The 25509-nt window shown below is 68.0% G+C and carries 25 protein-coding genes, 1 pseudogene and 1 riboswitch; of the genes and pseudogenes, 5 read left to right on the forward strand and 21 right to left on the reverse strand.

Annotated features, from left to right (window positions below; genetic code table 11):
- Positions 1-3: 3 nt before the first annotated feature.
- The 20 genes and pseudogenes from ACLV8F_RS05245 to ACLV8F_RS05340 all read right to left on the reverse strand — a co-directional run bounded on the left by ACLV8F_RS05245 (position 4) and on the right by ACLV8F_RS05340 (position 21041).
- Complete coding sequence (locus ACLV8F_RS05245; protein ID WP_411883192.1) at positions 4-1023, reverse strand: aminotransferase class I/II-fold pyridoxal phosphate-dependent enzyme; 1020 nt, start codon at positions 1021-1023, stop codon at positions 4-6.
- The gene (cbiB, locus tag ACLV8F_RS05250) at positions 1020-1937 is read right to left on the reverse strand and encodes an adenosylcobinamide-phosphate synthase CbiB (RefSeq protein ID WP_411883262.1); all 918 of its coding nucleotides are present in this window, start codon (positions 1935-1937) and stop codon (positions 1020-1022) included. Before cbiB ends, ACLV8F_RS05245 begins: the two co-directional genes overlap by 4 nt.
- Before the next feature lie 102 nt (positions 1938-2039).
- Positions 2040-2753 carry a cobalt-precorrin-7 (C(5))-methyltransferase gene (locus tag ACLV8F_RS05255; RefSeq protein WP_411883193.1) on the reverse strand — a complete coding sequence of 238 codons (714 nt, stop codon included), beginning with the start codon at positions 2751-2753 and terminating at the stop codon, positions 2040-2042.
- Entirely contained in the window at positions 2750-3430 is a 681-nt protein-coding gene (gene bluB, locus ACLV8F_RS05260; protein ID WP_411883194.1) for a 5,6-dimethylbenzimidazole synthase, read from the reverse strand. Before bluB ends, ACLV8F_RS05255 begins: the two co-directional genes overlap by 4 nt.
- Positions 3431-3435: 5 nt before the next feature.
- Positions 3436-4275 carry a CbtA family protein gene (locus ACLV8F_RS05265; RefSeq protein WP_411883195.1) on the reverse strand — a complete coding sequence of 280 codons (840 nt, stop codon included), beginning with the start codon at positions 4273-4275 and terminating at the stop codon, positions 3436-3438.
- Positions 4276-4303: 28 nt separating this feature from the next.
- Complete coding sequence (locus ACLV8F_RS05270; protein ID WP_411883196.1) at positions 4304-4504, reverse strand: CbtB domain-containing protein; 201 nt, start codon at positions 4502-4504, stop codon at positions 4304-4306.
- A gap of 106 nt (positions 4505-4610) precedes the next feature.
- A complete protein-coding gene (locus tag ACLV8F_RS05275; RefSeq protein WP_411883197.1) occupies positions 4611-5006 on the reverse strand; it encodes a DUF1636 family protein in 396 nt (131 codons plus the stop codon).
- Between the two features lie 31 nt (positions 5007-5037).
- A complete protein-coding gene (locus tag ACLV8F_RS05280; protein WP_411883198.1) occupies positions 5038-5727 on the reverse strand; it encodes a vWA domain-containing protein in 690 nt (229 codons plus the stop codon).
- The gene (locus ACLV8F_RS05285) at positions 5706-6782 is read right to left on the reverse strand and encodes an ATP-binding protein (RefSeq protein WP_411883199.1); all 1077 of its coding nucleotides are present in this window, start codon (positions 6780-6782) and stop codon (positions 5706-5708) included. The genes ACLV8F_RS05280 and ACLV8F_RS05285 overlap by 22 nt, the downstream gene beginning before the upstream one ends.
- Positions 6779-10597: a cobaltochelatase subunit CobN gene (gene cobN / locus ACLV8F_RS05290; protein WP_411883200.1), complete on the reverse strand. Its 3819-nt coding sequence runs from the start codon at positions 10595-10597 to the stop codon at positions 6779-6781. The genes ACLV8F_RS05285 and cobN overlap by 4 nt, the downstream gene beginning before the upstream one ends.
- A gap of 321 nt (positions 10598-10918) precedes the next feature.
- The gene (gene cobW / locus ACLV8F_RS05295) at positions 10919-11977 is read right to left on the reverse strand and encodes a cobalamin biosynthesis protein CobW (RefSeq protein WP_411883201.1); all 1059 of its coding nucleotides are present in this window, start codon (positions 11975-11977) and stop codon (positions 10919-10921) included.
- Positions 11978-12000: 23 nt separating this feature from the next.
- Complete coding sequence (locus ACLV8F_RS05300) at positions 12001-12831, reverse strand: ABC transporter substrate-binding protein (protein ID WP_411883202.1); 831 nt, start codon at positions 12829-12831, stop codon at positions 12001-12003.
- Between the two features lie 159 nt (positions 12832-12990).
- Entirely contained in the window at positions 12991-13560 is a 570-nt protein-coding gene (gene cobO, locus ACLV8F_RS05305; protein ID WP_411883263.1) for a cob(I)yrinic acid a,c-diamide adenosyltransferase, read from the reverse strand.
- A 27-nt stretch (positions 13561-13587) separates the two neighbouring features.
- Positions 13588-14373 (reverse strand): annotated as a pseudogene (locus tag ACLV8F_RS05310) (ABC transporter ATP-binding protein); the annotation flags it as partial.
- The gene (locus ACLV8F_RS05315; RefSeq protein ID WP_411883203.1) at positions 14370-15449 is read right to left on the reverse strand and encodes a FecCD family ABC transporter permease; all 1080 of its coding nucleotides are present in this window, start codon (positions 15447-15449) and stop codon (positions 14370-14372) included. The pseudogene ACLV8F_RS05310 and the gene ACLV8F_RS05315, both read right to left, overlap by 4 nt.
- Positions 15446-16318 carry an ABC transporter substrate-binding protein gene (locus ACLV8F_RS05320; protein WP_411883204.1) on the reverse strand — a complete coding sequence of 291 codons (873 nt, stop codon included), beginning with the start codon at positions 16316-16318 and terminating at the stop codon, positions 15446-15448. Before ACLV8F_RS05320 ends, ACLV8F_RS05315 begins: the two co-directional genes overlap by 4 nt.
- A complete protein-coding gene (gene cobU, locus ACLV8F_RS05325) occupies positions 16315-16899 on the reverse strand; it encodes a bifunctional adenosylcobinamide kinase/adenosylcobinamide-phosphate guanylyltransferase (RefSeq protein ID WP_411883205.1) in 585 nt (194 codons plus the stop codon). Before cobU ends, ACLV8F_RS05320 begins: the two co-directional genes overlap by 4 nt.
- Positions 16896-17747: an ABC transporter substrate-binding protein gene (locus ACLV8F_RS05330; protein WP_411883206.1), complete on the reverse strand. Its 852-nt coding sequence runs from the start codon at positions 17745-17747 to the stop codon at positions 16896-16898. Before ACLV8F_RS05330 ends, cobU begins: the two co-directional genes overlap by 4 nt.
- On the reverse strand, positions 17744-19084 hold the full coding sequence (locus ACLV8F_RS05335; RefSeq protein ID WP_411883207.1) for a cobyrinate a,c-diamide synthase: 1341 nt from the start codon (positions 19082-19084) through the stop codon (positions 17744-17746). Before ACLV8F_RS05335 ends, ACLV8F_RS05330 begins: the two co-directional genes overlap by 4 nt.
- A 16-nt stretch (positions 19085-19100) precedes the next feature.
- The gene (locus ACLV8F_RS05340; RefSeq protein WP_411883208.1) at positions 19101-21041 is read right to left on the reverse strand and encodes a TonB-dependent receptor domain-containing protein; all 1941 of its coding nucleotides are present in this window, start codon (positions 21039-21041) and stop codon (positions 19101-19103) included.
- Positions 21042-21125: 84 nt separating this feature from the next.
- Positions 21126-21416: riboswitch (cobalamin riboswitch) on the reverse strand.
- Positions 21417-21462: 46 nt separating this feature from the next.
- On the opposite strand from ACLV8F_RS05340, the gene ACLV8F_RS05345 reads away from it, so the two are divergent.
- From ACLV8F_RS05345 to ACLV8F_RS05355, 3 genes are all read left to right on the forward strand, one after another.
- Positions 21463-21702 carry a DUF904 domain-containing protein gene (locus ACLV8F_RS05345; protein ID WP_411883209.1) on the forward strand — a complete coding sequence of 80 codons (240 nt, stop codon included), beginning with the start codon at positions 21463-21465 and terminating at the stop codon, positions 21700-21702.
- A complete protein-coding gene (locus tag ACLV8F_RS05350; RefSeq protein ID WP_411883210.1) occupies positions 21699-22025 on the forward strand; it encodes a cell division protein ZapA in 327 nt (108 codons plus the stop codon). The genes ACLV8F_RS05345 and ACLV8F_RS05350 overlap by 4 nt, the downstream gene beginning before the upstream one ends.
- Positions 22026-22413: 388 nt before the next feature.
- Positions 22414-23229: a sulfite exporter TauE/SafE family protein gene (locus ACLV8F_RS05355; RefSeq protein ID WP_411883211.1), complete on the forward strand. Its 816-nt coding sequence runs from the start codon at positions 22414-22416 to the stop codon at positions 23227-23229.
- Positions 23230-23345: 116 nt separating this feature from the next.
- Here ACLV8F_RS05355 and ACLV8F_RS05360 read toward each other — a convergent pair whose 3' ends face one another.
- Entirely contained in the window at positions 23346-23837 is a 492-nt protein-coding gene (locus ACLV8F_RS05360) for an Lrp/AsnC family transcriptional regulator (protein WP_411883212.1), read from the reverse strand.
- Positions 23838-23929: 92 nt separating this feature from the next.
- Between ACLV8F_RS05360 and yedA the strand changes: the two genes are divergently transcribed.
- Both yedA and ACLV8F_RS05370 read left to right on the forward strand, forming a co-directional pair.
- The gene (yedA, locus tag ACLV8F_RS05365; protein WP_411883213.1) at positions 23930-24856 is read left to right on the forward strand and encodes a drug/metabolite exporter YedA; all 927 of its coding nucleotides are present in this window, start codon (positions 23930-23932) and stop codon (positions 24854-24856) included.
- 108 nt (positions 24857-24964) lie between these two features.
- Positions 24965-25423, forward strand: a complete 459-nt coding sequence (locus ACLV8F_RS05370; protein ID WP_122956824.1) for an SWIB/MDM2 domain-containing protein — start codon at positions 24965-24967, stop codon at positions 25421-25423.
- Positions 25424-25509: the final 86 nt, after the last annotated feature.

Raw genomic sequence — 25509 nt, forward strand, 5'->3', positions numbered from 1 at the left:
CTATTATACGAAATCCAAGCTCTTCCGCCAAGCGCCACCCAGGGCATCCTGCACCGCAGGCGGTTGCACGCTGATGCGCACGTGGCCGGGCAAGCCGAAGGAAGTGGTGTCGCGTAGCTTGATGCCCTGGGCGCGCAGCGCGGCCAGGGCCTGTTGCAGGCTCATGCCTTGCGGCAAGACTGGTTGCGCGCAAAAGAAATTTGCTTCGCTGGGCAGGCAGCGCCAACCCAGGGATTCACACATGGCAATTTGCCGGACTTTCCATTCGCGCAAAGTTTCAAGACTACCCGCCAGCCATTGCTGCGCCTCGCCGCCGGCCCACGCCGTCAGCATGGCTTCGCCGTGCGCACCCACGGGCCAGGAGGGGCAGCGTTGCTCCAATGCCGCGGCAGTGCCGGCTTGTTCCATTGGCGCAATGGCATAAGCCGCGCGCACGCCGGTCAGGCCCAGTGCCTTGTTGGGAGTCCAGAGTTGCCAAATGTGTTTGAGTTGCTGCGGCGTGAGTGTGGGCGCGGCGCTGAGCCTCAGCGGTTCATAGGCGCGGTCCAACACGACAAGGGTTTGCGCTTTCCGACCGTCGACTAGCGCCGCCAATCCGGCCTGTGCCGCGCCGAGTGGGCTGGAAGGCTCGCAAGCCCAGAGCAGTTGCGCATCACCGGCTTGGCTTGCCGCCGTCAATCCATGCGCCGCAGCAGCCTGCGCGTAATCGCCATAGCTGTGCGGCGGCAGCCAGACGGCGCGCGCGCCCTGCCCGGCCGCCAGGCCCGTGATGCGGAAAATGAATTCGCTGGCGCTGGCGGCCAGCAGCACGCGCGCCTCGTCCACCTCGTGAAAGGCCGCGAGCCGTGCGCGCAAGGCCGTGTAGCCCGCATCGGGATAACGCATGGCGTCGGCCCGCTGCACGGCGGCCAGCGCCGCGGGGCAAGGCCCGCAGGCGTTGCTGTTGGTGGAAAAATCGTGCAGCGGCACGCCCTGCCCGTCGGGACCACCGTGGGTGCGTGAGGCGGCATGCGTGAAACTCACGCCAGCACCGCGATCGACAACATCGCCGCCCCGGCAAGCGATACCAGCGCGACCACCACTTTGGCGCCCAAGGCCTGGGCCAGTGCGGTGTCCACCGCCTCGGGCGGCCGCCCTTCAGGGTTCAGCGTGTACACACCCGGCTTGCCCAATGAAATACCGAGTGCCAGCGCCATGGCCGCCATGGGCCAACCGCTGTTGGGGGACGGCGTCTTGCGGGCTTCGCGCGACAAGGCGGCGGGCGGCAAGCCCCGGGCCGCCAGCGCCAGCAGCAGCGCGGTGAGGCGCGCCGGCAGCCATGACAGCACGTCGTCCGCGCGCGCGGCCCACTTGCCGGCCCATTCCCAGTGCTGGCCGCGATAGGTACCGCGGTAACCCCACATGGCGTCGGCCGTGTTGGCAAAACGGTAGATAGCGGCGCCGGGCAGGCCCAGCAGCACAAACCAGAAAATGGGCGCGACGACGGAGTCGTTGAGGTTTTCGGCGAGCGACTCGATGGCGCTTTCGCGCACCTGGCCGGCGCTGAGCTGCGTCGTGTCGCGGCTGACCAGCCAGGACAGGCGCTCGCGCCCGGCGTCCCGCGACTGGCCCAGCGCAAGCTCGACCGCGCCGACCTCATCCCGCAGCATGCGCCACGAAAAAAAACACTTGAGCAGCCATGCCATCAGCACCGCCAGCAGCGCGGTGTCTATGGCCGCCCCCCAACCGGGATTGGCGACGTAACCGGCCAGTTGCCAGAACACCAGCGCCTGCACGCCCCAGGCCGCCGCGCCCACCAGCAGCGCACCCACCCACCAGGCGAGCGTGCCGAGCAAAAACGCCATGGCGGGTGTGCAGCGCACGGTCACGCTACCGCAAGCCTTGAGGTAGTGGCCCATCCAGACCACGGGGTGTATGGGTGAAGGCGGTTCGCCCATGAAGCGGTCTATCCACAGCGCCAACACCAAGGCCAGCGCCAGGCAGCCTGCGGCATACGGCAGGCCGGGTGAAAGGTAGAGGCTGGTCCAGATCACAGGAAGCTACAGGGCAGGCTCAAGCGCAACGGGCTCGATCTGGCTTGGCATGTCGAGCAGGCTGCGGATCAGCATGATGCTCATGTCGGAAAAATCACGGTCCACGCATTCGCCCAGTTCACCGCGCCACCCGGCTTCGTCGCCGGTCAGGTTTTCCCAGACCTCCACGGGGTGGGCCGCGGCCACGCCCTGCGCCAGCAGGTAAGCCGCAATGTGGCGGGGCATGAAAGAGCGCGCGGCATCCCAGGGGCAGGGAATGACGATGGCGTTGCGCCGGTCGTTCAGCACGTTCACCAGGTGGCGCTTGAAGGGCTCGAGGTCGCCGCGGCGGTGAAAAGTGATGAAGGTGGTTTCGTCAAAACACACCCTGGCGCGCGAGGCCAGGATTTGCGCTGAAGAAATCCCGGGCACGGCCTCCACCCGGTGGCCGCAGGCCCGCTCGACACGCTCCAGGTACTGGAAGCCGCTGAAATGGATGTCGCCCATGAACACCACGACGCAGCGCCTGCCGGCGTGGTGGGCAGCGGCCACCTGCGCGAGTTTGTCGGTCTGGTCGCGGTAGTTCATGCGCACCACGTCGGCGCCGGCCGGAATGAGGGGCTGCACCACCTTCACCACGGCATCGAAGCCGGCCACCACCTCGGCCTGTTGAATCAATTCCGCGCTGCGTTGCGGCAAATAACCAAGGTCGCCCGGCCCGGCGCCAATGCAAACAATCATGAACTCTCTCCAGAAGAAGCTTGTTGGCCCCACAGGTCGTCAAACACCATCTCAGCCAGCGGTGCGCGGCGCGCCCATTTTTCGGCCTGCAGCATGGGCTGCTCGTAAAAGGCCTGAACCGGCCCCAGGCACAGCACGGCCACCGGCTTGCCGCCTTCGGGCATCTGCAGCAGCCCAGCGAGTTGTTGCGGATCAAAAATCGAGACCCAGCCCATGCCCAGCCCTTCGGCGCGGGCCGCGAGCCAGAGGTTCTGGATGGCGCAAGCGGCCGAGGCCAGGTCCATCTCGGGCAGGGTGCGGCGGCCGAACACATGCTGCTCGCGCCCCGGCGGCAGGGCCACGACCAGCACCTCGGCGGCGTCGAGCACGCCCTGCACCTTGAGCTTCATGAACGCGTCTTCGCGCTCGCCCAGGGCTTGCGCCGTCAGCACGCGCTCCTGCTCAATCAGCGCATGGATGCCTTCGCGCAGCGGCCGGCTGCGCACGCGGACAAAGCGCCAGGGCTGCATGAAGCCGACGCTGGGCGCATGGTGCGCGGCCGACAGCAGGCGCTGCAGCAAGTCATCGGCCACCTCACCGCCGCTGAAGTGGCGCATGTCGCGCCGCTCGTGGATGGCGCGGTACACCGCCTGCTGCTCAGCGGCGCTGAAGGCGTGGCCGGCGGCTAAATCCGCCACAGCGCTCACTGCGGCGCTTGCACGGCGCCGACGGCCGGCGTGGCGCTGCGCTGCAGCACCGCCAGCAAGGCCGGGCGCACCCAGCGCTGGAAGGCCAAACCGCCCACCAGGCCCAGGCTCACCCAGAACGACAGGGACACCCAGGTCGTGGCCCAGATGAACTGCGTGCCCAGCTGGCGCAGGGCCGTTTGGGCCTCGCCGCTGAAACCGGCCAACGGGTCGGCCGTGATGTGCGGTGCGCCCACGACATAGGGCAGCGCCAGCCAGGCCGCAGCGGCCGCCCAGCGCAAGGGGCTGCGCAGCATGGCCAGCGAGACACAAGCCAGTGCCGCACTTCCGGCCGCCAGTACCCACCAGCCCTGGCGCGAGCCCAGGCGGGCAGCGTCCATGCCGGGGATTTCCGCATGCAGGCCCAGCGAAGGCCAGAAGTGAAAGCTCAACCAGCCGGCCGCAGCCACCCAGGCGGCCAGCGACAGCGAGCGCATATTGCTGCCGCGCGCAAGGCTGAAGCCCATCACCACAAAAACCAGCAGCGCCATGCTGAACGCATGCAGCACATTGGCCACCCAGGTCCAGAACACGCGCTCCAGGCCATCGGCCGGAGCCCATTCGCTGGCCGCCTCCGCATGGGAATGCGCGGCCGCATCGGCATGGACATGGGGAGCGGCGGCGGCCATCGCGGGCGCTGCGGCCGGCGCCGGCTCGGGTGTTTCCACCTTCTGGCCCTCAAACACCTCGGCAGCCAGGATGATGGGCACGGCCTGCAGCTGCTGCACACCCGACTGCAGGCTACCCACCAGCACGGCGACCGCCAAAGCGGCCCAGATCAATCGTTGAAAAATCATGGCAATCTCCTTGTGAACTGCGCGGCGATCAGTGGCAGGGCTTGACGGTTACGTGGCGCACGTCGTGCGCGGCGTTGTGCGCCAGCGGGCTTTCGGCAAAGGCCACGCCGTACAGGACGACAAAGCCCAGCGCGGCGGCGCCCAGCAGCGGGCGCAGCACGGCCAGGCCGGGGTTGACCGGGGTGAGGGTGTCAGAGGGGCTGTGGGTCAGCGTGGTCGGTTCTGTCATGGTGATCTCCTTGAAGTAAGTGGTCAATGAAAAAGTGGCTGAAAAAGGTGGCTGGAAAGCGTGAATGAAAAAGGACGTCAAAAGCAAACGTAATGGATTCGGCCCGTCATGTCGAGCCCGGGCCGACGGGGGGCAAGCGCGCAAGGATGCCGCCGCGCAGGCGCTCGGGCCGCGTGTTGCGGGCCAGGTTGCCGTCGGCGCTGTGCTTGTGCAACTGCGCGCAGGCCAGCACCTGGGCCGCGGTCTCGGCGTCGGGAACCAGGTCGCCGAAGTAGTAGCTGAATTTGCCCTGCGCCTGCAGCGTCACGGTGCAGGCGCGGGAGCAGCCGCTCATGCAGGCCAGGCCGCGCAGCTGCAGGCCTTTGTGCTGCCCGGTGTCGAGCTCGCACACCAGCAGCGCCTCCTGTACGGCTTCGAACAGGGCCAGGCCGTGGGCGGGCAGATCGCGCGAGGCGCCGGGCGGGCGGCAGGTGGTGCAGACAATGATTTCGGTATCGGGCATCGGTAGGAAAATTCGTTTTGAAATGGATAAATCAGGCGGGCGCCAGGCGGTGTTCCGCGCCCCAGCGTGCGGCCCAGGCGGCGCAGCGGCCCAGGCTTTTGTGCGGGTCGTCAAAGTCCACGATGACGAGGTGCTGCGGCGTCAGCGGCGCCTGCGGCTGCTCCAGCGTGCGGCCGTCCGTCAGCAGCCACAGCCAGCACTCGGTGGGCCCGCTCTTGCGCAGGGTGCGTTGCAGCAGCCGTTCGGCCTGGACAAGCGCCTCGGCCAGAGGCGTGCCGCCGCCGCCGCCCACGGGGCGCAATCGCTGGCTGCCGGCGGCGCGCGCGCGGCCCGGCGGCAGCAACAACTCGACGCCCTGCCCGCCGAAGCGCAGCAGCGCCACATCGTCGCCCTGGCGCGCGGCCTGCTCGATCATGAAAGCGGCATGGCCCTTGGCCAGCGCCAGGCGGCCGCCCCGGCGCATGGAACCCGAGGTGTCGAGCACGATGCAATGCAGCCGGCTGCCGCGCAGCGCCACGGGCTGGCGGCGCAAATGCTCGCGCCGCAGCGGCGCGGGGCCCTTGGCCACCACGGTGGGCAGCCAGGCAATGGCGGCGCCGCGCTGCTGCGCGCCCTGCGCTGCAGAGCTGGTGGAAGCGGTTTGGGGTGGAGGCCACCGCCGGCCGCCAGGCCCGTTGCGCGGGCGGCGGCTGGGGTGGCCTAGGCTTTTTTTGGCGGCCACCCCGCGATGCGCTGGACCTTGGCCATGCCTTCGGGCTGGGCCGGCAGCGCGCCCCAGTCACCTTGCGGCGTGGATGCTGCGGACGGTTCATCTTGAGGGCGCTCCGGGCTGCGTTGGGGCTGCTGCCGTTCCGGGCGTTCTTCGGTATTGGCCGGTGCCTGCGCGGCACTGCCCTCGGCCCGGCGATGCGCCAGCGCCAGTTCGGCCACCGCGTCCACGTCGGCCACGGTCACTTCGCCGCGCCCTTCGAGTGCCGCCAGCGCACGCGCGGCGCGCAGCATCACCAGGTCGGCGCGCATGCCGTCCACACCGGCCGCCATTGCGCAGGCCGCCGCGTGGTGCAAAACGTCGTCGGACCAGGCCAGGCCCGGCAGCGCGGCGCGGGCCGCCAGCAGCGCGGCGCTGAGCGCGCGCTGTTCTTCTGCATGTTGTTCGCCAAGGGCCGCCGGGTTTTCATCAAAGCCCAGGCGGGCGCGCAGGATGGCGGTGCGCTGCGCGGCATCCACCGGGTTGGCCAAGGCTACAGAGAGGCCGAAGCGGTCCAGCAGCTGCGGGCGCAGCTCGCCCTCCTCCGGGTTCATGGTGCCCACCAGCACAAAACGCGCGGCGTGCTGCTGCGAGATGCCGTCGCGCTCCACCGTGTTGACGCCGCTGGCAGCGGCGTCGAGCAAGGCGTCCACCAGCGCGTCGGGCAGCAGGTTGACCTCGTCCACATACAGCACGCCCTCGTGGGCACGCGCCAGCAGGCCGGGCGCCAGGCGCACCCGGCCGTCGCGCAGCACGTCTTCCACGTCCAGCGTGCCCACGAGTTGCTCCAGGCTGGCGGCCAGCGGCAAGGTGACAAAGGGCGCGCCCGGCAGCAACGCGGCCAGCGCGCGGGCCGCGGTGGACTTGGCCGTGCCGCGCGGGCCGCTGATCAGCACGCCGCCTATGCCGGGGTCTATGGCCGCCAGCTGCAGCGCGCGCTTGAGCTGCGGCTGGCCGACCAGCGCGGTGAAGGGAAAGGCCGCGCGCGCGGCTGGTTCGACGGAATTGTGCAGTTCAGGGGTGTTCATGCCAGGGGTCCTTCTCCGTGTTCTTCCAGCCGGCGCTCCAGCGCCAGCAAATGCTCTTCAATGCGCGCGCGGTGATCGCCGGGCGCCTCCCACAGACCGCGCCGCACGGCTTCGAGCAGGCGTTCGCCAATGCTGCGCAGGGCGCCGGGATTGTGCCGCTGCAAAAAAGCGCGATTGGTGTCGTCGTGCAGATAGGCCTCGGCCACCAGCGCGTACTGGTGGTCGCCCACCACGCCGGTGGTGGCGTCAAAGGCGAACAGGTAGTCCACCGTGGCGGCCATCTCGAACGCGCCCTTGTAGCCGTGGCGGCGCACGCCTTCCAGCCACTTGGGGTTGACGGCGCGCGAACGCACCACGCGCGCCACTTCCTCGCCCAGCGTGCGTATGCGCGGCGCGCCGGGCACGCTGAAGTCGCCGTGGTAGAGCGCGGCGGGCGCGCCGGCCAGCTGTTCGACCGCCACCGCCATGCCGCCCTGGAACTGGTAGTAGTCGTCCGAATCGAGCACGTCGTGCTCGCGGTTGTCCTGGTTGTGCAGCACGGCGTCCAGGCCGGCCAGGCGCTGCTCGAAGCTGCCGCGCGCGGCCGCGCCGTGCTGGCCCTGGCCGTAGGCAAAGGCGCCGGCGCGAAGATAGGCCTGGGCCAGGTCGGCGCCGTCGTTCCAGCGGCCGCTGGCCATGACTTCCTGCAGCCCGGCGCCGTAGCCGCCGGGGCGCGGGCCGAACACGCGCCAGCTGGCCTCGCGCTCGGCGGCTTCGGCGCTGAGCCCCCGGGCCTGCGCCTCTTGCGCTTCGCGCCGCACGCGGGCGCGTATCGGGTTCACGTCATCGGGCTCATCCTCTTCGCTGATCGCGGCCACGGCGCGCACCGCGGTGTCGAACAGGTCGATCACATTGGGGAAGGCGTCGCGGAAGAAGCCCGACACGCGCAAGGTCACGTCCACGCGCGGCCGGTTCCTGATGGCCATGGGCAGCACTTCGATGTCCACCACGCGGCTGCTGCCGTCGGCCCACTTGGGCCGCACGCCCAGCAGCGCGAAGGCCTGGGCGATGTCCTCGCCGCCGGTGCGCATGGTGCTGGTGCCCCAGACCGACAGGCCCAGGCAGCGCAGCATTTCGCCGTGGTCCTGCAGGTGGCGCTCGACCACACGCTCGGCGGCGGCAGCGCCCATGGCGTAGGCCGTCTGCGTGGGCACGGCGCGCGTGTCCACTGAATAAAAGTTGCGCCCCGTGGGCAGCACGTCGGGCCGGCCGCGCGAGGGCGCGCCGCTGGGGCCTGCGGGTACAAAACGGCCGGCCAGGCCGCGCAGGCACTGGGCGATTTCCTGCGGGCCGCAAGCGTCCAGGCGCGGGCGCAGCACCTGGCGCATGCGTTGCAGCACCGGGCTGGTGTGGGGCCAGGCGGCCGCATCCCAGGGTTCGCCGGCGATGACATGGTCAGTCACCAACTGCCGGGCCAGCAATTCCAGCCGCTCGCGCGTGTGGCCGGCATGGCGCCAGGCTTCGCTGCTCAACTGCCGCAACACCGCAGGAAAGGGGCCGGACCATGGCAGCGCCCACTCGGGGCTGAGCGCGCTGAAGCCATCCACCCCGTCCAGTTTCAAATCCTGCGCCAGTGCCACCAGCAGGCTGCGCTGCCCCGCTGCCGAACCACCGGGGAAACGCGCCAACGCCACCAGCGTGTCGATCTGCTGGCGGCCTTGCGGCGAGCTGCCCAGGATGTGCAGGCCGTCGCGTATCTGCGATTCCTTGATCTCGCACAAATAGGCGTCCAGCCGCTGTAGCAAGGCCTGGCGCGCGGCCTCGTCCGCGGGTTTGGCAAAACCGAGCTCGGCATGCAGGCCTTCGCTGAGCACACGCGCCAGGATGTCCACGCGCAGGCGCTGCGCGCGGCGCGGGTCCAGCGACAGGGCCTCGTAGTACTCGTCCATCTGCCGCTCCAGCTTTTGCAGCGGGCCGTAGGTCTCGGCGCGGGTCAGGGCCGGCATCAGGTGGTCGATGATGACGGCCTGGGTGCGGCGCTTGGCCTGGCTGCCCTCGCCGGGGTCGTTGACGATGAAGGGGTAGAGGTGCGGCAAGGGGCCGAGGATGGCGTCGGGCCAGCAGGCCGCGCCCAGCGCCACGCTTTTGCCGGGAAGCCATTCAAGGTTGCCGTGCTTGCCGACGTGCACCACGGCGTCGACGGCAAACTGGCGGCGCAGCCAGAAGTAAAACGCCAGGTAGTTGTGCGTGGGCACCAGGTCGGCGTCGTGGTAGGTGGCAACCAAATCAAGGTCGCGACCGCGCGCGGGCTGTATGCCCACAAACAGATTCCCCAGGCGCAGGCCGGACACCATGAAGCGGCCGCCGCGCACCATGGGGTCCTGTTCAGGCGCGCCCCACAGGGCGTTGACGGCATCGCGGCCGGCGGCGTCCAGGCGATTGAAATCTTCCAGGTAATCGGCCATGGCCAGGCTCTGGCCGGCGGGGCGCATGTCGTTGCCGTCCAGGTTGTTGGTGACACCCGCGACCAGCGCGGCGATCAGCGCGTCACCGCCCCCGGGCAGCTCGCCGGTGGCGTAGCCCGCATCCCGCATGGCGCGCAGCAAGGCCACGGTGGAAGCCGGTGTGTCCAGGCCCACGCCATTGGCCAGGCGCGCGTCGTCATTGGGGTAGTTGGCCAGGATCAGCGCGGCGCGCTTTTCGGCGTTGGGCTTTTCGCGCAGCACACACCAGCGGCGCGCCAGCTCGGCCACAAAGGCCATGCGTTCGGGCTCGGGCTGGTAGCGCACCACGTCCACCTCGGTGCGCTCATCGCGCCAGGCCAAGCCCTTGAAGCTGATGGCGCGTGTGCCGATGCGGCCGTCGACCTCGGGCAGCACCACCTGCATCGCCAGGTCGCGCGGCGCCAGGCCGTGCGGGTCGTCCTGCCACTGCTCCTGTGAGCAGCCGGCGGTGATGAGCTGCAACACCGGGGCGTCGCCGGCCAACGGCTCCATGCGCGTGCCTTCCACGCTGTCGGCGTCGTCGCCATCCAGCGCGGTCATCGCAAAGCTGGTGGCGTTCAGCACCACGCCCACCTGGTGCTCCGCCGCCAGCGAGCGCAGCAGCGCCAGGCTGGCCGGGTTCTTCAGGGAGTCCACCGCCACGGCCACCGCATTCATGCCGGCGCCGTGCAGCGCCGCCACCATGGCGTCAAACACCGCGGTGTTGCCGGCCTGCAGATGGGCGCGGTAAAACACCAGCAGCGCCGCCGGCACGCCGCCCCGCCATGCGGGGGTCTCCAGCGGCTGGTAGACCATGGCGGGCGGCAGCACTTCAGGCGGCGCTGGGCGCGCGCCCAGGCCGAAGGCGGCGTGGCCTATCAATTCAAAAAATGTGCGCGCGTTGTCGCGGCCGCCTTCGCGCAGGCAGCGCCAGAGCTGGCGGCAATCCTCGTGCGGGGCGGTGCTGCGCATCAGCAGTTGCAGGTCTTCAGCCGCATCGCCCGAGAACAGCGCCAGCCACTGGCCGCGTTCGCGGGCCAGTTCGCGCACACGCTCCACCACATAGGCCCAGTCGCTGGCGGCCCCAAGGTGGTCGATGACCACCACACGCGCATGGCGCAGCACATCGTCCACATACATGTCGGCTGACGCGGGCTGGCGCAGCCACATCAGGTTGGCCAGGCGCACCGAGGGGAAGCCGGCGGGCAGTTGCCCGGCAGCATCGGCCAGCAGGGACAGCGTGGTGTCGGCCGCGCTGAGCACCACGATGTCGCCCGGCGTCTGCTCCACGCGCACCACGCCCTGGCCGCCGTCTTCAACGTGGCCACCGGGGCGGGTGGAAAGTAGGTGCATTTTTTACTTTACAAGGTCAACAGAAACAGTCTGGGTGCGCCGAAGAGGGTGGGATGGGCGGCTACGCGAATGTCCCCCGCAGCGGCCTATGGCCGACTGCTCCTCCTTTATTTCGCTACGCCACCCAACCCACCCACTTCGGTAATCAGCGTTGGGCTTGTGCAACGCCTGAACAGCCCACCTGTTGCCCGGCGCAGGCCGGCGCGGCGCTCTGCGCAGCGGCATAAAGGAGGAGCCCGAAGGGCGGAGGACAGCCGCGGAGCAGAGTGCCCCGTCGGCCTGCGCCCACCACGAACGTAAAACTTCAGCGTGCATTTGGATTCAGGCCGTGGCTTCACTCAACGTAGCCTGCAACTCAGCTTGTAAAACTGCGGCATTGAGCTCAGAACCAATCAGCACCAGGCGCGACTGCTGCAATTCATCCGAACGCCAGGGGCGGTCAAAGTAACTGTCAAAACGCGTGCCCACGCCCTGCACCACCAGGCGCATGGCCGAGCCGGGCAAGGCCACAAAACCCTTGGCACGGTAAATCTCATGGCGCTCGACGAGGCTGCGCAGTGCGGCCAGCAGCGCGTCGCGGCCGGGAACGTCGAGCGCCACCTGCACCGAGTCGAAGGCGTCGTGGTCGTGGTCTTCTTCCTCGTCGTGGTGGGTCTTGCGCTGGTCGATGACGTCTTCGACCGCCCGCTCCAGGCCCAGCAGCACGCCGATGTCGATGCGGCCGTGCTGCGCATGCACCAGCTTGACGCCGGGCGCGGTTTCGGCGCGGATGGCGGCCTCCACAGCTGCCAGTTGGTCGGCGGTCAAGCCGTCGGTCTTGTGCACCACCACCAGGTCGGCGGTGGCAAGCTGGTCTTCAAACAGCTCGTGCAGCGGCGAGTCGTGGTCCAGGTTGTCGTCGGCGCGGCGCTGGGCGTCCACGGCGGCCGGGTCGTCGGCAAAGTCGCCGGCGGCGACGGCGGGCGCGTCCACCACGGTCACCACTGCGTCCACCGTGAAGGTGTTGCGCAGCGCGGGCCACTGGAAGGCCTGCACCAGCGGCTTGGGCAGGGCCAGGCCCGAGGTCTCGATGATCAGGTGGTCGATCTGGTCGCGGCGCTTGGCCAGCTGCTCCATCACGGGCGCGAATTCTTCCTGCACCGTGCAGCAGAGGCAACCGTTGGCCAGTTCATACAGCTGGCCAGTTTCTTCGCCGTTCTCGTCACAGCCAATGCCGCAGCCGCGCAGCAGTTCGCCGTCTATGCCCAGTTCACCGAACTCGTTGACGATGACCGCGATGCGCAGGCCCTGCGCATTGGCCAGCAGGTGGCGCAGCAGCGTGGTCTTGCCGCTGCCCAGGAAGCCGGTGACGATGGTGGCGGGGATTTTTCGGGTTTGCATAGGGTGTCTCTTGGTTGAAAAAATTAACGGGACGGCAGTGCGCTCAGGCACTCCACCAGCATCTGCGCGGCCTCGCCCAGGCGCGGGCCGGGGCGCGACAGCAGGTCCATGCGGTCGGTGTCCAGCAGGCACAGCTGCCGCTGGCGCACCGCGGGCAGCGCGCTCCAGCCGGGCCGCTCCGCGACGTTGGTCAGCGTGGCGCGCGGGCCGATGATGATGTCGGGCGGGCGGCGCAGCAGCAGTTCGGGATTGATTCGGGGAAACAGGCCCAGCTCGCCGCCCACGACGTTGACCAGACCCAGCCTGGCCACCGTCTCGCCGATAAAGCTTTTCTCACTGGCCGCGGACGAGCCGGCCCCCACTTCCACATACACGGTACGCCCGCGCAATGCGGCGGGCATGCGGCCGGCCGCGGCGTCGAGTTCGGCCTCCATGCGGGCCACCAGTTCCGCGGCCCGCGCCGGCTCGCCCAGCGTGTCGCCCAGCTTCAGCAGCATGCGTTTGAGGTCGGCATGGGTGCGGGCGTCAAAGGTCATCACCGGCACGCCCAGGGCCTGCAGGCGTTCGCCGGCGCGGCTGCGCGGGCCCAGCAGCACCATATTGGGCCGCAAGGTCACGATGCGCTCGATCTGCGCGTCTTCCAGCCCACCCACCTTGGGCAGCATCTGCACCGAACCGGGCCAGGTGGAATGCCGGTCGGTGCCCACGAGCTGCGCGCAACGGCCCAGCGCGCACACGGCCTCGGTCAGCGAGGGCGACATCGTGACGATGCGCGACACGGGCTGCGTGCCCTGCGCCATCGCGAAGCCGGACAGCAGCCCCAGGGTTGCCAGCGATGACACCATGGGCAGCATGCGCAATGCGACACGCGTCGCAGCAAACGTGGTGTGAGATCCCTCTTCACCAGCCGGGGCCGCGGAACCGGCTTTGCCGGGCCGCAGGCGCAACGCCCCCCCGGGGGGCAGCGCAGTACACGGAGCCGAAGGCGAAGTGAAAAGCGTGGGGGCCATGCTCTAGTCTTCGATGCCGCGTTGGGCGGGAACGCCGGCCTTGAAGTGGTGCTTGATCATGGTCATTTCAGTCACCGTGTCGGCCAGGTCCACCAGCTCGCCCGGCGCATTGCGGCCGGTCAGCACCACGTGCACATGCGGCGGGCGTTCTCGCAGGCAGGTGAGCACGGCCTCCAGCGGGATCCAGCCGTAGCGCAGCGGATACATGATTTCGTCCAGCACCACCATGAAGTGCTCGCCGGCGCGTATGGTGGCTTCGGCCTTGGCCCAGCCGTCCAGCGCAAGCTGGGCCGATTGCTCCAGGTCGCGGCTCTTCCAGCTGAAGCCGTCGCCCAGGCCTTCAATGGGAACGCCCAGCTGCTCGAACAGCCGGTGCTCGCCGAAACGCGCCGTGGGCACTTTCATGAACTGGTAGACCTTGACGGCCTTGCCCCGGCCGTGGGCGCGCAGGGCCAGGCCGAAGGCCGCCGTGCTTTTGCCCTTGCCATGGCCGGTGTTGACCAGGATCAGGCCGCGGCGCTCAGCCGTGGGAACGACACGTTCGTAATCGACAGGGGGTGTTTCAATTTGCATGGGAGTCCTCTTTGCGGGGCGGTTGACTTTGGGCAGCGCGATCCACTGCCCTTGCAAGGGGTGTACGGCAATGCGCCCGTCGAAGACATCTTCCAGGGCCCGGTGGGTGGCCGGCTCGGTGCAGGGGCCCTGGTGGGTGACGCGGCCTTCGGCCATCACCACCAATGTGTCGGCCTGCAGCGCCATGGTGATCTCGTGCAGCACGCTGACCACGGTTTTTCCTTCGGCCACCAGGGCGCGCACCACGTCCAGCCAGTCGGACTGGTGCGGCGGGTCCAGGTTGGCCAGCGGCTCGTCCATCAGCAGCACCTGGGCCTGCACCGCCAGGGCGCGCGCCAGCAGCACGCGCTGGCGCTCGCCGCCCGACAGCTGGCCCAGGGCCCGCTCGCGCCAGTCCCAGGCGCGGGTGGCGCGCAAGGCCTGCTCCACGGCTGCACGGTCGGCGGCACTGGGGGGCGCCAGCCAGGCCTGGTGCGGCAGGCGGCCCAGCATGGCGACGTCCCACACGGTCAGGTCGTCGGCCGAGGTTTCATTCTGGCCCAGCCAGGCCAGCTGGCGGGCGCGCTCGCGGTGCGGCACATCGTGCAGCGGCTGGCCCAGCAGGCTGACCTCGCCGCCGTGCGGCAGCACGCCGGCCAGGGCTCTCAGCAAGGTGGACTTGCCCGCGCCGTTGGGGCCGACGATGCTGGTCCAGCGCGCGGCGGCGAGGTCCAGGCTGATGCCGTGCAACACGTGCTGCCTTTGCACGCCATGGCCGAGGCTGGCCTCAATGCCTTGCGCGCGGATGGCGATGGGATTCGTCACGGTGTTCATGCCGCGCGCCCTCCGCCCAGGCTGCTGCTGCGGTGCATCAGCCACAGCAGGTAGCCGCCGCCCAGCACGGCGGTAAGCATGCCTACTGGCAGTTCCTGCGGGGCCATCAGCCCGCGCGCCAGCGTGTCGGCGGCCATCAGCAGCACGCCGCCCATCAGGCTGGAGAGCAGCATCAGGTGGGCGTGCGTGGTCTTCACCACCGAGCGCACCAGGTGCGGCGCCGCCAGGCCCACAAAGGCGATCAGCCCGGTCTGCGCCACCGCGGTGCCGGTGGCCAGCGCCAGCACCGCCACCAGCGCCGCGCGCATGGGCGCCACCGGCAGGCCCAGGCTGATGGCCGTGGCGTCGCCCAGGCTCAGGCCGTCGAGCACACGCGCCAGCAGCCAGGCCGCCAGCACGCAGGCACACCACACGCCGGCCATCAGCAGGCAGGAGGTCCAGCCGACAAAGGCGGTCGAGCCCAGCATGAAGGCCTGCATGGCCTGCAGCGATTCGGGCGAGAACAGCAGCACCAGGTGCGTCATGGCGCCCAGCACCACACCCACCACCACGCCGGCCAGCAGCAGGCGCAGGGTGTGCCCCACACCGCGCGAGAGCGCCAGCGTGAGCATGACCGCGAACACCGCGCCCAGGAAAGCCGCGCCGGTCAGGCCCAGGCGCACCCACAGGCTGCTGGAGAACACGCTGACGGCCACGCCGCCGTTCATCATGCTGCCGCCCAACATGCCGGCGCCGCCGCCCAGGGCGGCCAGCGCCAGCGCCACGCCCAGCGAAGCGCCCGAAGCACTGCCCAGCAGGTAGGGGTCGGCCAGGGGGTTGCGGAACAGGCCCTGCGCCACCGCGCCGGCCAGGCCCAGCAAGGCGCCTGCCGCCCAGGCGCCCAGGGTGCGCGGCAGGCGGATCTGCCAGATGATCTGCTGCGCCATCGCGGTCTGCGACGGGTCTTGCGCGGGGTTGAGCAGCGGCGTGATCAGGTTCTCCAGCCCGGCGCTGCCCACGCAAATGCCGAGCACCACCAGGGCCAGCGCGCCCAGCACACCAGCCCACACCAGCCACCACACGCGGGTTTGCATCATGGTTTGGCTCCTGGGGCTTTGCTGGCTAAACAACGGGCCATAAGGCGCGCGCCTTCGGCCATGCGCGGGCCGGGGCGCACCAGCACATTGGCCTCTTCGGTCGGGAAGATGCAGACGCGCTGTTCGCGCAGCGCGCGAATGCTTTGCCAGCCGGGCCGCGCCTGCAGGCCGTCGGCGCTGCGCTGGCCGACCATGATGAGATCGGGATTGGCGCGGACGATGTACTCGGGATTGAGCTTGGGAAAGGGCCCGAGTTTGGCCGGCACGATGTTTTTGGCGCCCAGGCGCGTCAGCGTCTCGCCGATGAAGGACGACTCGCTCGCCGCATACGGGCCCTGGTTGACCTCGAAGTAGACCCGCGTGCCGCGCACACCGGCCGGCAGCGACTGGGCCGCGGCCGAGACACCCGCATCGATGGCGCGCCAGATGCGCGCGGCGTCGGGCACCTCCAGCAACTGGCCCAGCTTGAGCATCACGCGCTGCACGTCGGCATGGCTCCGGGGCTCCAGCGCCACCACCTTCAGGCCCAGCGCCTGCAGCCGGTCGCCTGCGCGCGACGAAGTGGCCAGCAGCACCACGTCGGGCTTGAGCGCGACGATCATTTCGATGTTGGGGTCCAGCCCGCCGCCGACCTGGGGCAGCTTCTGCACGCTGGCGGGGAAGTTGGAATAGCGGTCCACCCCGACCAGGCGCTGGCAGCGGCCCAGCTCGCACACGCTTTCGGTCAGCGAAGGCAAGAGGCTGACGATGCGCTGCGGCGCCTGGGCAAAGGTGAGCGTCATGCCGCGGTCGTCGGTCAGCTGCAGCGCGCGCACGGGCGCCGTAAGCACGAGGCCAAGAAGCGTCAAAAGAAAGACGATGCGTTTCACAAAGGCGCTTTCAGGGTCAGCGGCAAACCGGCCGCCATCAGGGTGACGCGCTCACAGGCGCCGGCCACCTGCTGATTGAGCTGGCCCAGGGCATCGACAAAGGAGCGGGTTTCGCGGCCCATGGGAATGACGCCCAGGCCGATTTCGTTGCCGACCAGCACCAGCGGCCCGGGGGCCGATTGAATCGCATCCACCAGCAAGCCCGCCAGTTCCCACGCGACCTGGGCGGCATCCTTGAGCTCCAGGCCGGGCGCGGGCATCAGCAGATTGGTAAGCCACAGCGTGAGGCAGTCGACAACCACCAAGGTATGGGCGGCGCTGTGCTGCAAGAGGGCCTGGGCAAGTTGAACCGGCTCTTCCACCGTCACCATACCGGGCACGCGTTCGGCGCGGTCCTGCTGGTGGCGGCGTATGCGTTCGCGCATTTCGTCGTCCCAGGGCCTGGCGGTGGCGACCAGCACGGCCCGGTGTTCGCTTGACTGTGCCAGCCATTGCTGCGCCAGCAGCTCGGCGCGGCGCGACTTGCCGCTTCTCTGGCCGCCGAGGATGAGTTCGCTGCGGGCAAGCGTCATGGTGCTCATGGTTTGAAAGCTCCCGCAAGATCAGCGTCCATCCACTGCCGGATGATCTGGTGCATTTTGGCCACACCATCGGTCAGCGCGGCGGGGCCGGGCTGCAGGATGTCGGGGGACTTGATTTCAAAGAGCTGCTGGTGGCGCACCGCGTTCACGGCGTCCCAGCCTTCACGCGCCACCACATTCTCGGGCCGGAATTTCTTGCCGCACCAGGAACCCAGAATGATGTCGGGGTTGCGGCGGACGATCTCGGCGCCGTCGGCAATGATGCGGTTTTTGCCCAGCGACTCGGCGGCGAGTTCAGGGAAACAATCGTCCCCGCCCGCGATGCCGAGCAACTCCGACACCCAGCGGATCGCGCTGATGTGCGGGCTGTCCCACTCTTCGAAATACACCTTGGGCCGGCGCGAGCCGGCCGCCACCCTGGCCGCCACGGCCGACTGCATGGCGCGCAGGCCGGCCTGCATTTGCGCAATGCGACGGGCGCCCTGCTCTGCCTCGCCCACCATGGCCGCAAGCTGAAACAGCATGGAGAAAATTTCGGCCACGCTGCGCTGGTTGAAGATGGTGACCTGCACCCCGCGCTTGACCAGGTCCGAGGCAATGTCGGCCTGCAGGTCTGAAAAGCCCAGCACGCAATCGGGCTGCAACTCCATGATCTTTTCGATTTTGGCGCTCAGGAAGGCGCTGACGCGCGGCTTCTCGTCGCGCGCGCGCCGGGGCCGAACGGTGTAGCCCGAGATGCCCACAATGCGCTGCTCCTGGCCCAGCAGGTAAAGCCATTCGGTGGTCTCCTCGGTCAGGCAGACGATGCGCTGCGGGCCGGGCTGGTAATCCAGCAGGTCCATGCTCATGCCGCCACCTCCACAGATGGGCTGAACAGTTCCGCCACCGCTTCGGGGCAGGACGGAAACCAGGCGTGGAAGTAACTGGCGCGCACCGCGCCATGCTGCCACACGGCCTCGCCCGCATCCGGCGCAGGCACGGTGCCGGGCCGCGAGGTGCGGGCCACGGGCTGCAAAGGCGTGGCCGTGGTCGAGTAATGAAAAGTGTGGCCGCGCAGGGCGCCACTTGCCAGCTGCAACTGCTGCGGGCCCAGGCCAGCCAGCAGCTTTTGCATGCTGACCTCGCCGGGCAGCACACCCCACTGCGCATGCCGACTGCCATCCAGCGTGACCAGGGTGTCGAACAAGGCCATCATGCCGCCGCACTCGGCCCACACGGGTTTGCCCGCCGCGATGTGCGCGGCCAGGCTGTCCCGCAGCGCGGTATTGGCCTCTATGGTTTCCGCATGCAGCTCAGGGTAGCCGCCGGGAATCCACAGCGCATCGCAGGCGGGCACGGCCGCATCGGCCAGCGGCGAGAAAAACACCAGCTCGGCCCCCAGGGCGCGCAGGGTGTCCAGGTTGGCGGCATAGATAAAACAGAAAGCGGCGTCGCGCGCGATGGCGACTGTTTTTCCCTGTAAGGCCGGCGCCAACGGAGCAGAAACTTCGGGAGCCGTAAAGTCCACAGCCCAGCGCTGCAAATCATCCAGGGTCATCTGGCCCAGCGGCGTGGCGGCCAACGTATCGGCCGCAGCGTCCAGCCTTTCCATGGCATCCGCCACTTCGGCCGCCACGGTCAGGCCCAGGTGGCGCTTGGGCAGGCTCATGGCGGCATTGCGCAAGACCGCGCCCAGCCATTGCTCCGGCGCCACGCTGGCCTGCAGCATGCCCGCATGGCGCGCATTGGCCACGCGGTTGGCCAGCACACCGGCCCAGGGCATGCCGGCGCGGTAGTGCTGCAGGCCGAAGGCCAGCGCGCCAAAGGTGGCCACCATGCCCGACGCATCCACCACCGCCAGCACCGGCAAGCCGAAGCGCTGCGCCAGGTCCGCCGCGCTGGGCTCGCCGTCAAACAGGCCCATCACGCCTTCCACAATGATCAGGTCCGCCTCCAGCGCTGCCGCATGCAGCCGCGCATGGCAATCGGCCTCGCCGGTCATCCACAGGTCCATCTGGTACACCTGCGCGCCGCTGGCAAGGGCATGCCAGCACGGGTCCAGGAAATCCGGCCCGCACTTGAACACCCGCACGCGCCGCCCCTGGCGCGCATGCAGCCGCGCCAGGGCGCAGGCTATCGTCGTCTTGCCCTGGCCGGAAGCCGGGGCGGCGATGAGGATGGCGGGACAGCGTGCGGTTTTCATCATGCGGCGAGGGTAAACCTTAAAGCGGCGCCCAGGTCAGGCCGACGTACAGCGTACGCCGGGCGCTGGCATAAGTGCTGGCGGTCTGGTAGACCTTGTCGGTCAGGTTGTCCAGCTTGGCCACGAGCTTCCAGTCGCGGGACAGCGCCGTCGTGGCGCTCAGGTTCACGAGCGAATAACCCGGCAGCACCACGTTGCTGGTGTCGCTGTCCAGCGTGTGCGAGGCCATCACCAGATCCGTGGCCAGCTGCCAGCCGGCCACCGGCATCTCGGCGCCCAGCGTGCCGTATTGGCGGGACCGGCGCTGCAAGGTGCGGTTGGTGATCAGGTTCTTGGGGTTTTGCAAATCCAGCGAGCCATGGATGTGAACATTGCCCACCGTCTCGGCGGCCGTGAGCGTCAAACCGGTGTACTGGGCCTGCGCCGTGTTGGCATAACAGGAGCGATTGCTCAGCACCGTCGGCGGGCCGCCGTTGGGGCAAGGGCCGTTGCCCGACACAAAGCTCAGCAGGTTGGTCAGGCGGTTGCGGTAAACCGTGACACCGTACTGCGAGCTTCCCTGGCTGTATTTGAGCGCCGCCTCCACATTGCGGCCGGACTCGGGCTTCAAAGCCGAGGTGCCGTAGATGCTGAAACGCTGGTACAGCGTCGGAACCCGGAAAGAGGTGCCGGCGGAGGCGGACACCTTCCACTGCGGCGTGAGCGCAAACGCATAGGCCGCGGAACCGGTGGTCTTGCCGCCGAATTCGCTGTCCCTGTCATGGCGGGCGTTGAACTGCACGGTGTGCGCGCCGCCGCTCCAGCCGTAGCCCAGGCTCACACCGTCCAGCGAACGGTCCTTGTTGAGGGCACTCGCGCCCCCCGGGATGGCCGTGGAGCCGACCATGCGAAACACGTCGCGCCGGCTCTCGAGAGCGGCGCTCAGCAGGTGCGCGCCTATGCGGTATTCGTTCTGGAACAGCAGCGTGCTGATGGTGCTCTTGTCGTAGGAGATTTGCGGCGTCGAGCCGTTCAGGCCCTCTTCGCCGGAATCGGTTCCCTGCGTGATGGCGATCTTGCTGCTGTACTGGCCGGACCATTTGGCCTCCCATTGCAGGCCCAGCGTCTGCAGGTCGCTGATGCGTCGGTAGTCGCGGGTGGGGCCACCGTCGTACTGCGAATCCATGTGGCTCTGCAGCACGTTGGCTTCAATGCGGTGGCCGGGGCTGACCTGGAAACCGAGCTTGGCATTGGCGCCCTGGCTTTTATAGCCGTCGGCGTCGGGGTTCTGGGTTGCGATGGTGCGGGCGTTGAAGCCGTCGCTTTGCCCCTGTGAAAGGCCCAGCGCGTAGTCGAAGGCGCCTGTTGAACCACTGGCGGCGAATTCAACACGGCTGGTGTTGTAGGAACCGTAGCCCACAGCCACCGAGGGGGAAAAAGGGCCTTGCCCCCGCTTGGTGAAAATCTGGATCACGCCGGCCACGGCGTCGGAGCCGTAGACCGCGCCGCTGGGACCGCGCAAGACTTCAATGCGGTCAATCAGCGAGAGGGGAATATTGTTCCAGGACGCGCCGCCGGCCGTCGCCTGGGACTCCACCCGCACGCCGTCGATGAAGACAGGGGTGTGGCGGCTTTCCCCGCCGCGCACAAACACACTGGTGTTGGCGCCGGTGCCGCCGTTGCGGGTGATCTGGATGCCGGGCACCCGCGCCAGGATGTCGGCGAGCCCGACCGGGCCGGCGCGTTCGATGGCCTCGCGGTCGATGATGGTGACGTCGGCGACGACGTCTTCGATCGGCTGGGCGCTGCGCGTGACGCTCACCACCATCTCTTTGAGCTGCGGCGTGGCGCCGGCCTGGGCCAGTTGCACGGGTTGCGCGGTTTGGGACAAGGCGGGAGAAGCGGCAAAAAAGGCCAGCGGAAATGCGGCGGCCAGCGCCAGCGGAAGCACGGCAAGGCGCGCGTGGGGAGCAGTTTTCATTGAAATCAGACAGTCAGCAAAAAGCCCTTGCCGGCTTCCCCGCCGGCGCATGAGCGTTACAAACGCCCTGCCCATAGCCTGGACGTGCGCGTTCACCTTGTTGGCCGGTATCCGGGCTGACGGAACCACCTTCATCGCCTTCCCAAGCGCTTGTTCAAGGCGCTCAGTGGCGAGTGATGAAAGCTGAATTTGCCTTTGGCCGTGAGGCCGGAAAGCGCATTCGTCCGTTTTACCGTTGCGGGGGCAGCGCAGGCTGAAAGTCTGGGCGCCGGCGATCAGGGTTGACCCGATGCGCGTGGCTTTGACGCTCTCCTGCTTCCCGTTGAACTGCAGCATGTGAACCACACTGCGGGCACCAACAGGGGCGATTCTACGCGGCCCTTCCCCATGCCCGGCCGCAAACCCTACAATGAGGGCTGCCATGGCGAACCAAACCCAAATCGACCAGATCACCGAACGCGTCGAGCGGCTGCTGCTGCGCTACGAGGAGTTGCAGCGCACCAACGTGCTGCTGACCGAACAGGTCGGCGTGCTAACGCAAGAGCGCGACTCCCTCAAGTCGCGCCTGGGCGCGGCGCGCGCGCGCGTCGATGCCCTGCTCGAGCGCCTGCCCGAAAGCAGCGGCCACGGCAGCAAAACCACCGCGGGAACCGCGTCATGAAACAGCTCGAAGTGCAGATCATGGGCCAAAGCTATTTGCTGGGCTGCCCCGAAAACGGCGACGCGCGCATGCTCGACGCCGTCAACCGCGTCGACATGGCCATGTGCCGGATCCGCGATGCCGGAAAGATCAAGGCGCGCGACCGCATCGCGGTTCTTGCAGCCCTGAACCTGGCCTTTGAACTCCCCGAACGCACGGCCGGCGCCGCGGCCGCCGCACCAGCGGCTGCGCCGGCCGAGGCAGCCGGCGCCGACAGCCCGCAGCTAGCGGCGCTGTTGCAGCGGCTGGACACCGCCCTAGGCATTGACGGCCGCCTGCTTTGAAGCCGTGCGCGCCTCAGGCCGCCGCCCTCACTCCAGCACCGCGCCGCAGATCACTTCACACCGCACGCGCAAGGCCGCAAAGGCCTACAATGAAGACGTCTGCGATGCGTATTGGGCTTTATATTTCCTTGAACCAATGCTCTTCGAGCACGGGCTTGGTAAATTGTCCGGCAGGTGTGATCGTCTCGCGTCAGACGAACCCGAAACCTGACTGCCCTCGCCCACCTGAACCCCGGTTCAGGATGACGGTCCAGTGGCAATCGCAGACACCTTATTCGCGCCACCGCCTTGCTTTCTTTCACCTCTCACCCTTCCCCCAACCCCGTCGCACCGCGGCGCTTCCATCGGCGAAGCGCGGCCTGCCTGCGGCCCACACCCCTGACGCCCCATGACGCTTGAACCTCTCCTCATTGTTGAACTGGCCATACTGGGCGTGGGCACCGGGTTTCTCGCGGGCTTGCTGGGCATAGGCGGCGGCATGCTGATGGTGCCCTTCATCACCATCATCATGTCCAACCGCGGCGTGGCGCCGGACCTGGCGGTCAAGATGGCGATCGCCACGTCCATGGCCACCATCATCTTCACCTCGATCTCCAGCGTGCGCGCGCACCACAAGCGCGGCGCGGTGCGCTGGGACATCGTCAAGCGGCTGGCCCCGGGCATCGTGATCGGCAGCATCATCGGCAGCCTGGGCGTGTTCGCGCTGCTCAAGGGCTCTTACCTGGCCATCTTCTTCGGCCTGTTCGTGAGCTTCTCCGCCACGCAGATGTTCCTGGACAAAAAACCCAAGCCGACGCGGCAGATGCCGGGCACGGCGGGCCAGTTCGCGGCCGGCGGCTTCATCGGTTTCCTGTCGGGCCTGGTCGGCGCGGGCGGCGGTTTCATCAGCGTGCCTTTCATGACCTGGTGCAACGTGGCCATCCACAGCGCGGTGGCGACCTCGGCCGCACTCGGTTTCCCGATCGCCGTGGCCAATGTGCTGGGTTACGTGATCAGCGGCCAGACCGTGCAGAACCTGCCCGAGAGTTCCTTCGGCTACATCTGGCTGCCGGCCCTGGTGGTGATTGCCGTCTGCAGCTTCTTCACGGCCCCGCTGGGCGCCAAGGCCGCGCACAGCCTGCCGGTGGGCAAGCTCAAGCGGGTGTTTGCGAGCATCCTGTATGTGCTCGCGGCCTATATGCTCTACAAAGGCATAAGGGGTTAGCCCCCACGGTCGCTCACTGCGTGTAGCTTCCTGCCCCCCGAGGGGGCGCTGCGCCTGCGGCCCCGGCTTGAAGGGCGCCCCCCCCCCCGCCATCGTTCGCTGCGGGACGGCCCCGCCTATCTCCCGGTAACCTTCTTGATCACGGGCTTGATGTCTTCGCGCCGCGCCGGCAGCACGACGGCGTTTTCGCGCGGGGCGTTCAGGACGATGGACGTTGAGGTCTCGGTGAGGAGGCAGAACTTGGTGACCACGGCGTCCAGGTGGGCGACGTCGATCACCGCGATCTCCAGCACCCAGCTGTCCTCGCCGGTGACGTTATAGGCATTGATGACCTCGGGCGTCTGCTCGATCAGCTTGACCACGCGGGCGTATTCAACCCTTCCGACGCGCGCGATGGCGCGTATGCCATAGCCCAGGCGCGCCAGGTCGACCTCGGCGCGGTAGCCCTTGATCACGCCGCCGAGCTCCAGCTTGCGAACGCGCTCCGTCACTGCCGGCTGGCTCAGGTGCACGCGGCGGCCCAGTTCGGCCATGGTGATGCGCGCGTCGCGCTGCAGCTCGCCGAGGATGCGGCTGTCGTAATGGTCCCATTCGGTGGTTTCGGTCATAGGGCCTTTCAAGCTTTAAATTCAAAGGTCAATCACGGTTTTGCCGTTGATTCTGCATGGCCCGGGAGCGCATGGCAACCTAACATCCCGGCATGACCTCCGCACTCATCTCCTCATCTCCCGCCGCCGGCAAGACGCCGGCGCTTCTGGTCCCCGCCCTGCTCGCCTGCTACCTGGTGTGGGGCTCGACTTACCTGGCGATCCGTTTCGCGCTGGTGAGCTTCCCGCCCTTCTTCCAGATGGGCACGCGCTTCCTGGCCGCTGGCATCCTGCTGATGGCCTGGGTGCTGGCGCGCGGGCATACGCTGCCCAGCCGGCGCGAATGGGGCAACGCCGCCATCATCGGCACGCTGATGCTGGGCGGCGGCATGGGGCTGACGGCGTCGGCAGAAGTCCACATCGGCTCCGGCCTGATCGCCACCTTCATCGCCATCGTTCCCATGCTGGTGTCGGCCTGGGGCCTGCTGCTGGGCCAGCGGCCCAGCCGGCTGGAATTCACCGGCATGGCGGTGGGCCTGGCGGGCGTGCTGATGCTGGTGCAGGGCGCGAGCTTCGGCGCCGCGCCCGTGGGCCTGGCCTGCATCGCGGGCGCCACGCTGCTGTGGTCGCTGGGCTCGGTGCTGTCCACCACGCGGCTGCCGCTGGCCGCCGGCCCCGCGGGCTTTGCCAGCGAAATGTTGTGCGGTGGCGCGGTGTTGATGCTGATTTCTCTCGCATTGGGTGAGCACCGCGAGGCCGCAGCGAACTGGCCGGCGCAGCCCGAAGCGATGCTCGCCTGGCTTTACCTCGTGGTGTTCGGCTCGCTGATCGCATTCAGCGCCTACCTGTATTTGCTGGCGAATTCCTCACCCGCGGTGGCCACGAGCTACGCCTTTGTGAACCCCTTGATCGCGATTTTCCTCGGCGCATTTTTCGCCGGAGAGCGCGTCACCGGGGGCGAATGGGCCGCCTGCGGCGTGATCCTCATGGGCGTCTTTCTGATTTTCAGAGGTAAATCTGCAACATCCAGGCGCAAATAAAGTGGTTTTTCGCTAGGAAACAGCGTTTTTCTCCAGTAGCATCCGCATTGCCACAAGGAAGTAGTTATCCGGGTGGTGATTTATCAACTTCTAGAAGGAAAATCAATCATGGCAACTGCGAAAAAAGCACCGGCTAAAAAAGCGCCTGCAAAAAAGGCTGCTCCGGCAAAGAAAGTAGCTGCGAAGAAAGCAGCTCCTGCGAAGAAGGCTCCTGCGAAAAAAGCAGCGCCTGCGAAAAAGGTAGCCGCGAAGAAAGCAGCTCCCGCCAAGAAGGTTGCGGCCAAAAAGCCAGCAGCGAAAAAAGCGCCCGCCAAAAAGCGTACGCCCAATGCAGCGTTCATGAAAGCGCTGACCTTGAGCCCCGCACTGGCAGCCGTGGTGGGCGACAAGCCCCTGCCGCGTACCGAGATCGTCAGCAAGCTGTGGGTTTACATCAAATCCAAGGGCCTGCAGGACAAGGTCAACAAGCGCATGATCAACGCCGACGAAAAACTGCGCGCCGTTTTCGGCAAGGCGCAAGTGTCGATGTTCGAGATGGCCGGCCTGATCGGCAAGCACGTCAAGTAATCGGCTTTTGCCGATATCAAAAGGCCGGTTCACACCGGCCTTTTTTTATGCCTCACACGCGCCGGCATCCCGCCACGGCGATTACC

The sequence above is a fragment of the Polaromonas sp. YR568 genome (assembly GCF_943369675.1).
GTDB lineage: Bacteria > Pseudomonadota > Gammaproteobacteria > Burkholderiales > Burkholderiaceae_C > Polaromonas.

Excerpts from the sequence above, each read along its gene's own strand:
- cbiB (WP_411883262.1), bottom strand. The coding sequence starts at position 1,937 with ATGGGCGAACCGCCTTCACCCATACACCCCGTGGTCTGGATGGGCCAC.
- ACLV8F_RS05255 (WP_411883193.1), bottom strand. The coding sequence starts at position 2,753 with ATGATTGTTTGCATTGGCGCCGGGCCGGGCGACCTTGGTTATTTGCCG.
- ACLV8F_RS05265 (WP_411883195.1), bottom strand. The coding sequence starts at position 4,275 with ATGATTTTTCAACGATTGATCTGGGCCGCTTTGGCGGTCGCCGTGCTG.
- ACLV8F_RS05270 (WP_411883196.1), bottom strand. The coding sequence starts at position 4,504 with ATGACAGAACCGACCACGCTGACCCACAGCCCCTCTGACACCCTCACC.
- ACLV8F_RS05275 (WP_411883197.1), bottom strand. The coding sequence starts at position 5,006 with ATGCCCGATACCGAAATCATTGTCTGCACCACCTGCCGCCCGCCCGGC.
- ACLV8F_RS05285 (WP_411883199.1), bottom strand. The coding sequence starts at position 6,782 with ATGAACACCCCTGAACTGCACAATTCCGTCGAACCAGCCGCGCGCGCG.
- cobN (WP_411883200.1), bottom strand. The coding sequence starts at position 10,597 with ATGCACCTACTTTCCACCCGCCCCGGTGGCCACGTTGAAGACGGCGGC.
- cobW (WP_411883201.1), bottom strand. The coding sequence starts at position 11,977 with ATGCAAACCCGAAAAATCCCCGCCACCATCGTCACCGGCTTCCTGGGC.
- ACLV8F_RS05300 (WP_411883202.1), bottom strand. The coding sequence starts at position 12,831 with ATGCTGCCCATGGTGTCATCGCTGGCAACCCTGGGGCTGCTGTCCGGC.
- cobO (WP_411883263.1), bottom strand. The coding sequence starts at position 13,560 with ATGCAAATTGAAACACCCCCTGTCGATTACGAACGTGTCGTTCCCACG.
- ACLV8F_RS05315 (WP_411883203.1), bottom strand. The coding sequence starts at position 15,449 with ATGATGCAAACCCGCGTGTGGTGGCTGGTGTGGGCTGGTGTGCTGGGC.
- cobU (WP_411883205.1), bottom strand. The coding sequence starts at position 16,899 with ATGAGCACCATGACGCTTGCCCGCAGCGAACTCATCCTCGGCGGCCAG.
- ACLV8F_RS05330 (WP_411883206.1), bottom strand. The coding sequence starts at position 17,747 with ATGAGCATGGACCTGCTGGATTACCAGCCCGGCCCGCAGCGCATCGTC.
- ACLV8F_RS05335 (WP_411883207.1), bottom strand. The coding sequence starts at position 19,084 with ATGATGAAAACCGCACGCTGTCCCGCCATCCTCATCGCCGCCCCGGCT.
- ACLV8F_RS05340 (WP_411883208.1), bottom strand. The coding sequence starts at position 21,041 with ATGAAAACTGCTCCCCACGCGCGCCTTGCCGTGCTTCCGCTGGCGCTG.
- ACLV8F_RS05345 (WP_411883209.1), top strand. The coding sequence starts at position 21,463 with ATGGCGAACCAAACCCAAATCGACCAGATCACCGAACGCGTCGAGCGG.
- ACLV8F_RS05350 (WP_411883210.1), top strand. The coding sequence starts at position 21,699 with ATGAAACAGCTCGAAGTGCAGATCATGGGCCAAAGCTATTTGCTGGGC.
- ACLV8F_RS05355 (WP_411883211.1), top strand. The coding sequence starts at position 22,414 with ATGACGCTTGAACCTCTCCTCATTGTTGAACTGGCCATACTGGGCGTG.
- ACLV8F_RS05360 (WP_411883212.1), bottom strand. The coding sequence starts at position 23,837 with ATGACCGAAACCACCGAATGGGACCATTACGACAGCCGCATCCTCGGC.
- yedA (WP_411883213.1), top strand. The coding sequence starts at position 23,930 with ATGACCTCCGCACTCATCTCCTCATCTCCCGCCGCCGGCAAGACGCCG.
- ACLV8F_RS05370 (WP_122956824.1), top strand. The coding sequence starts at position 24,965 with ATGGCAACTGCGAAAAAAGCACCGGCTAAAAAAGCGCCTGCAAAAAAG.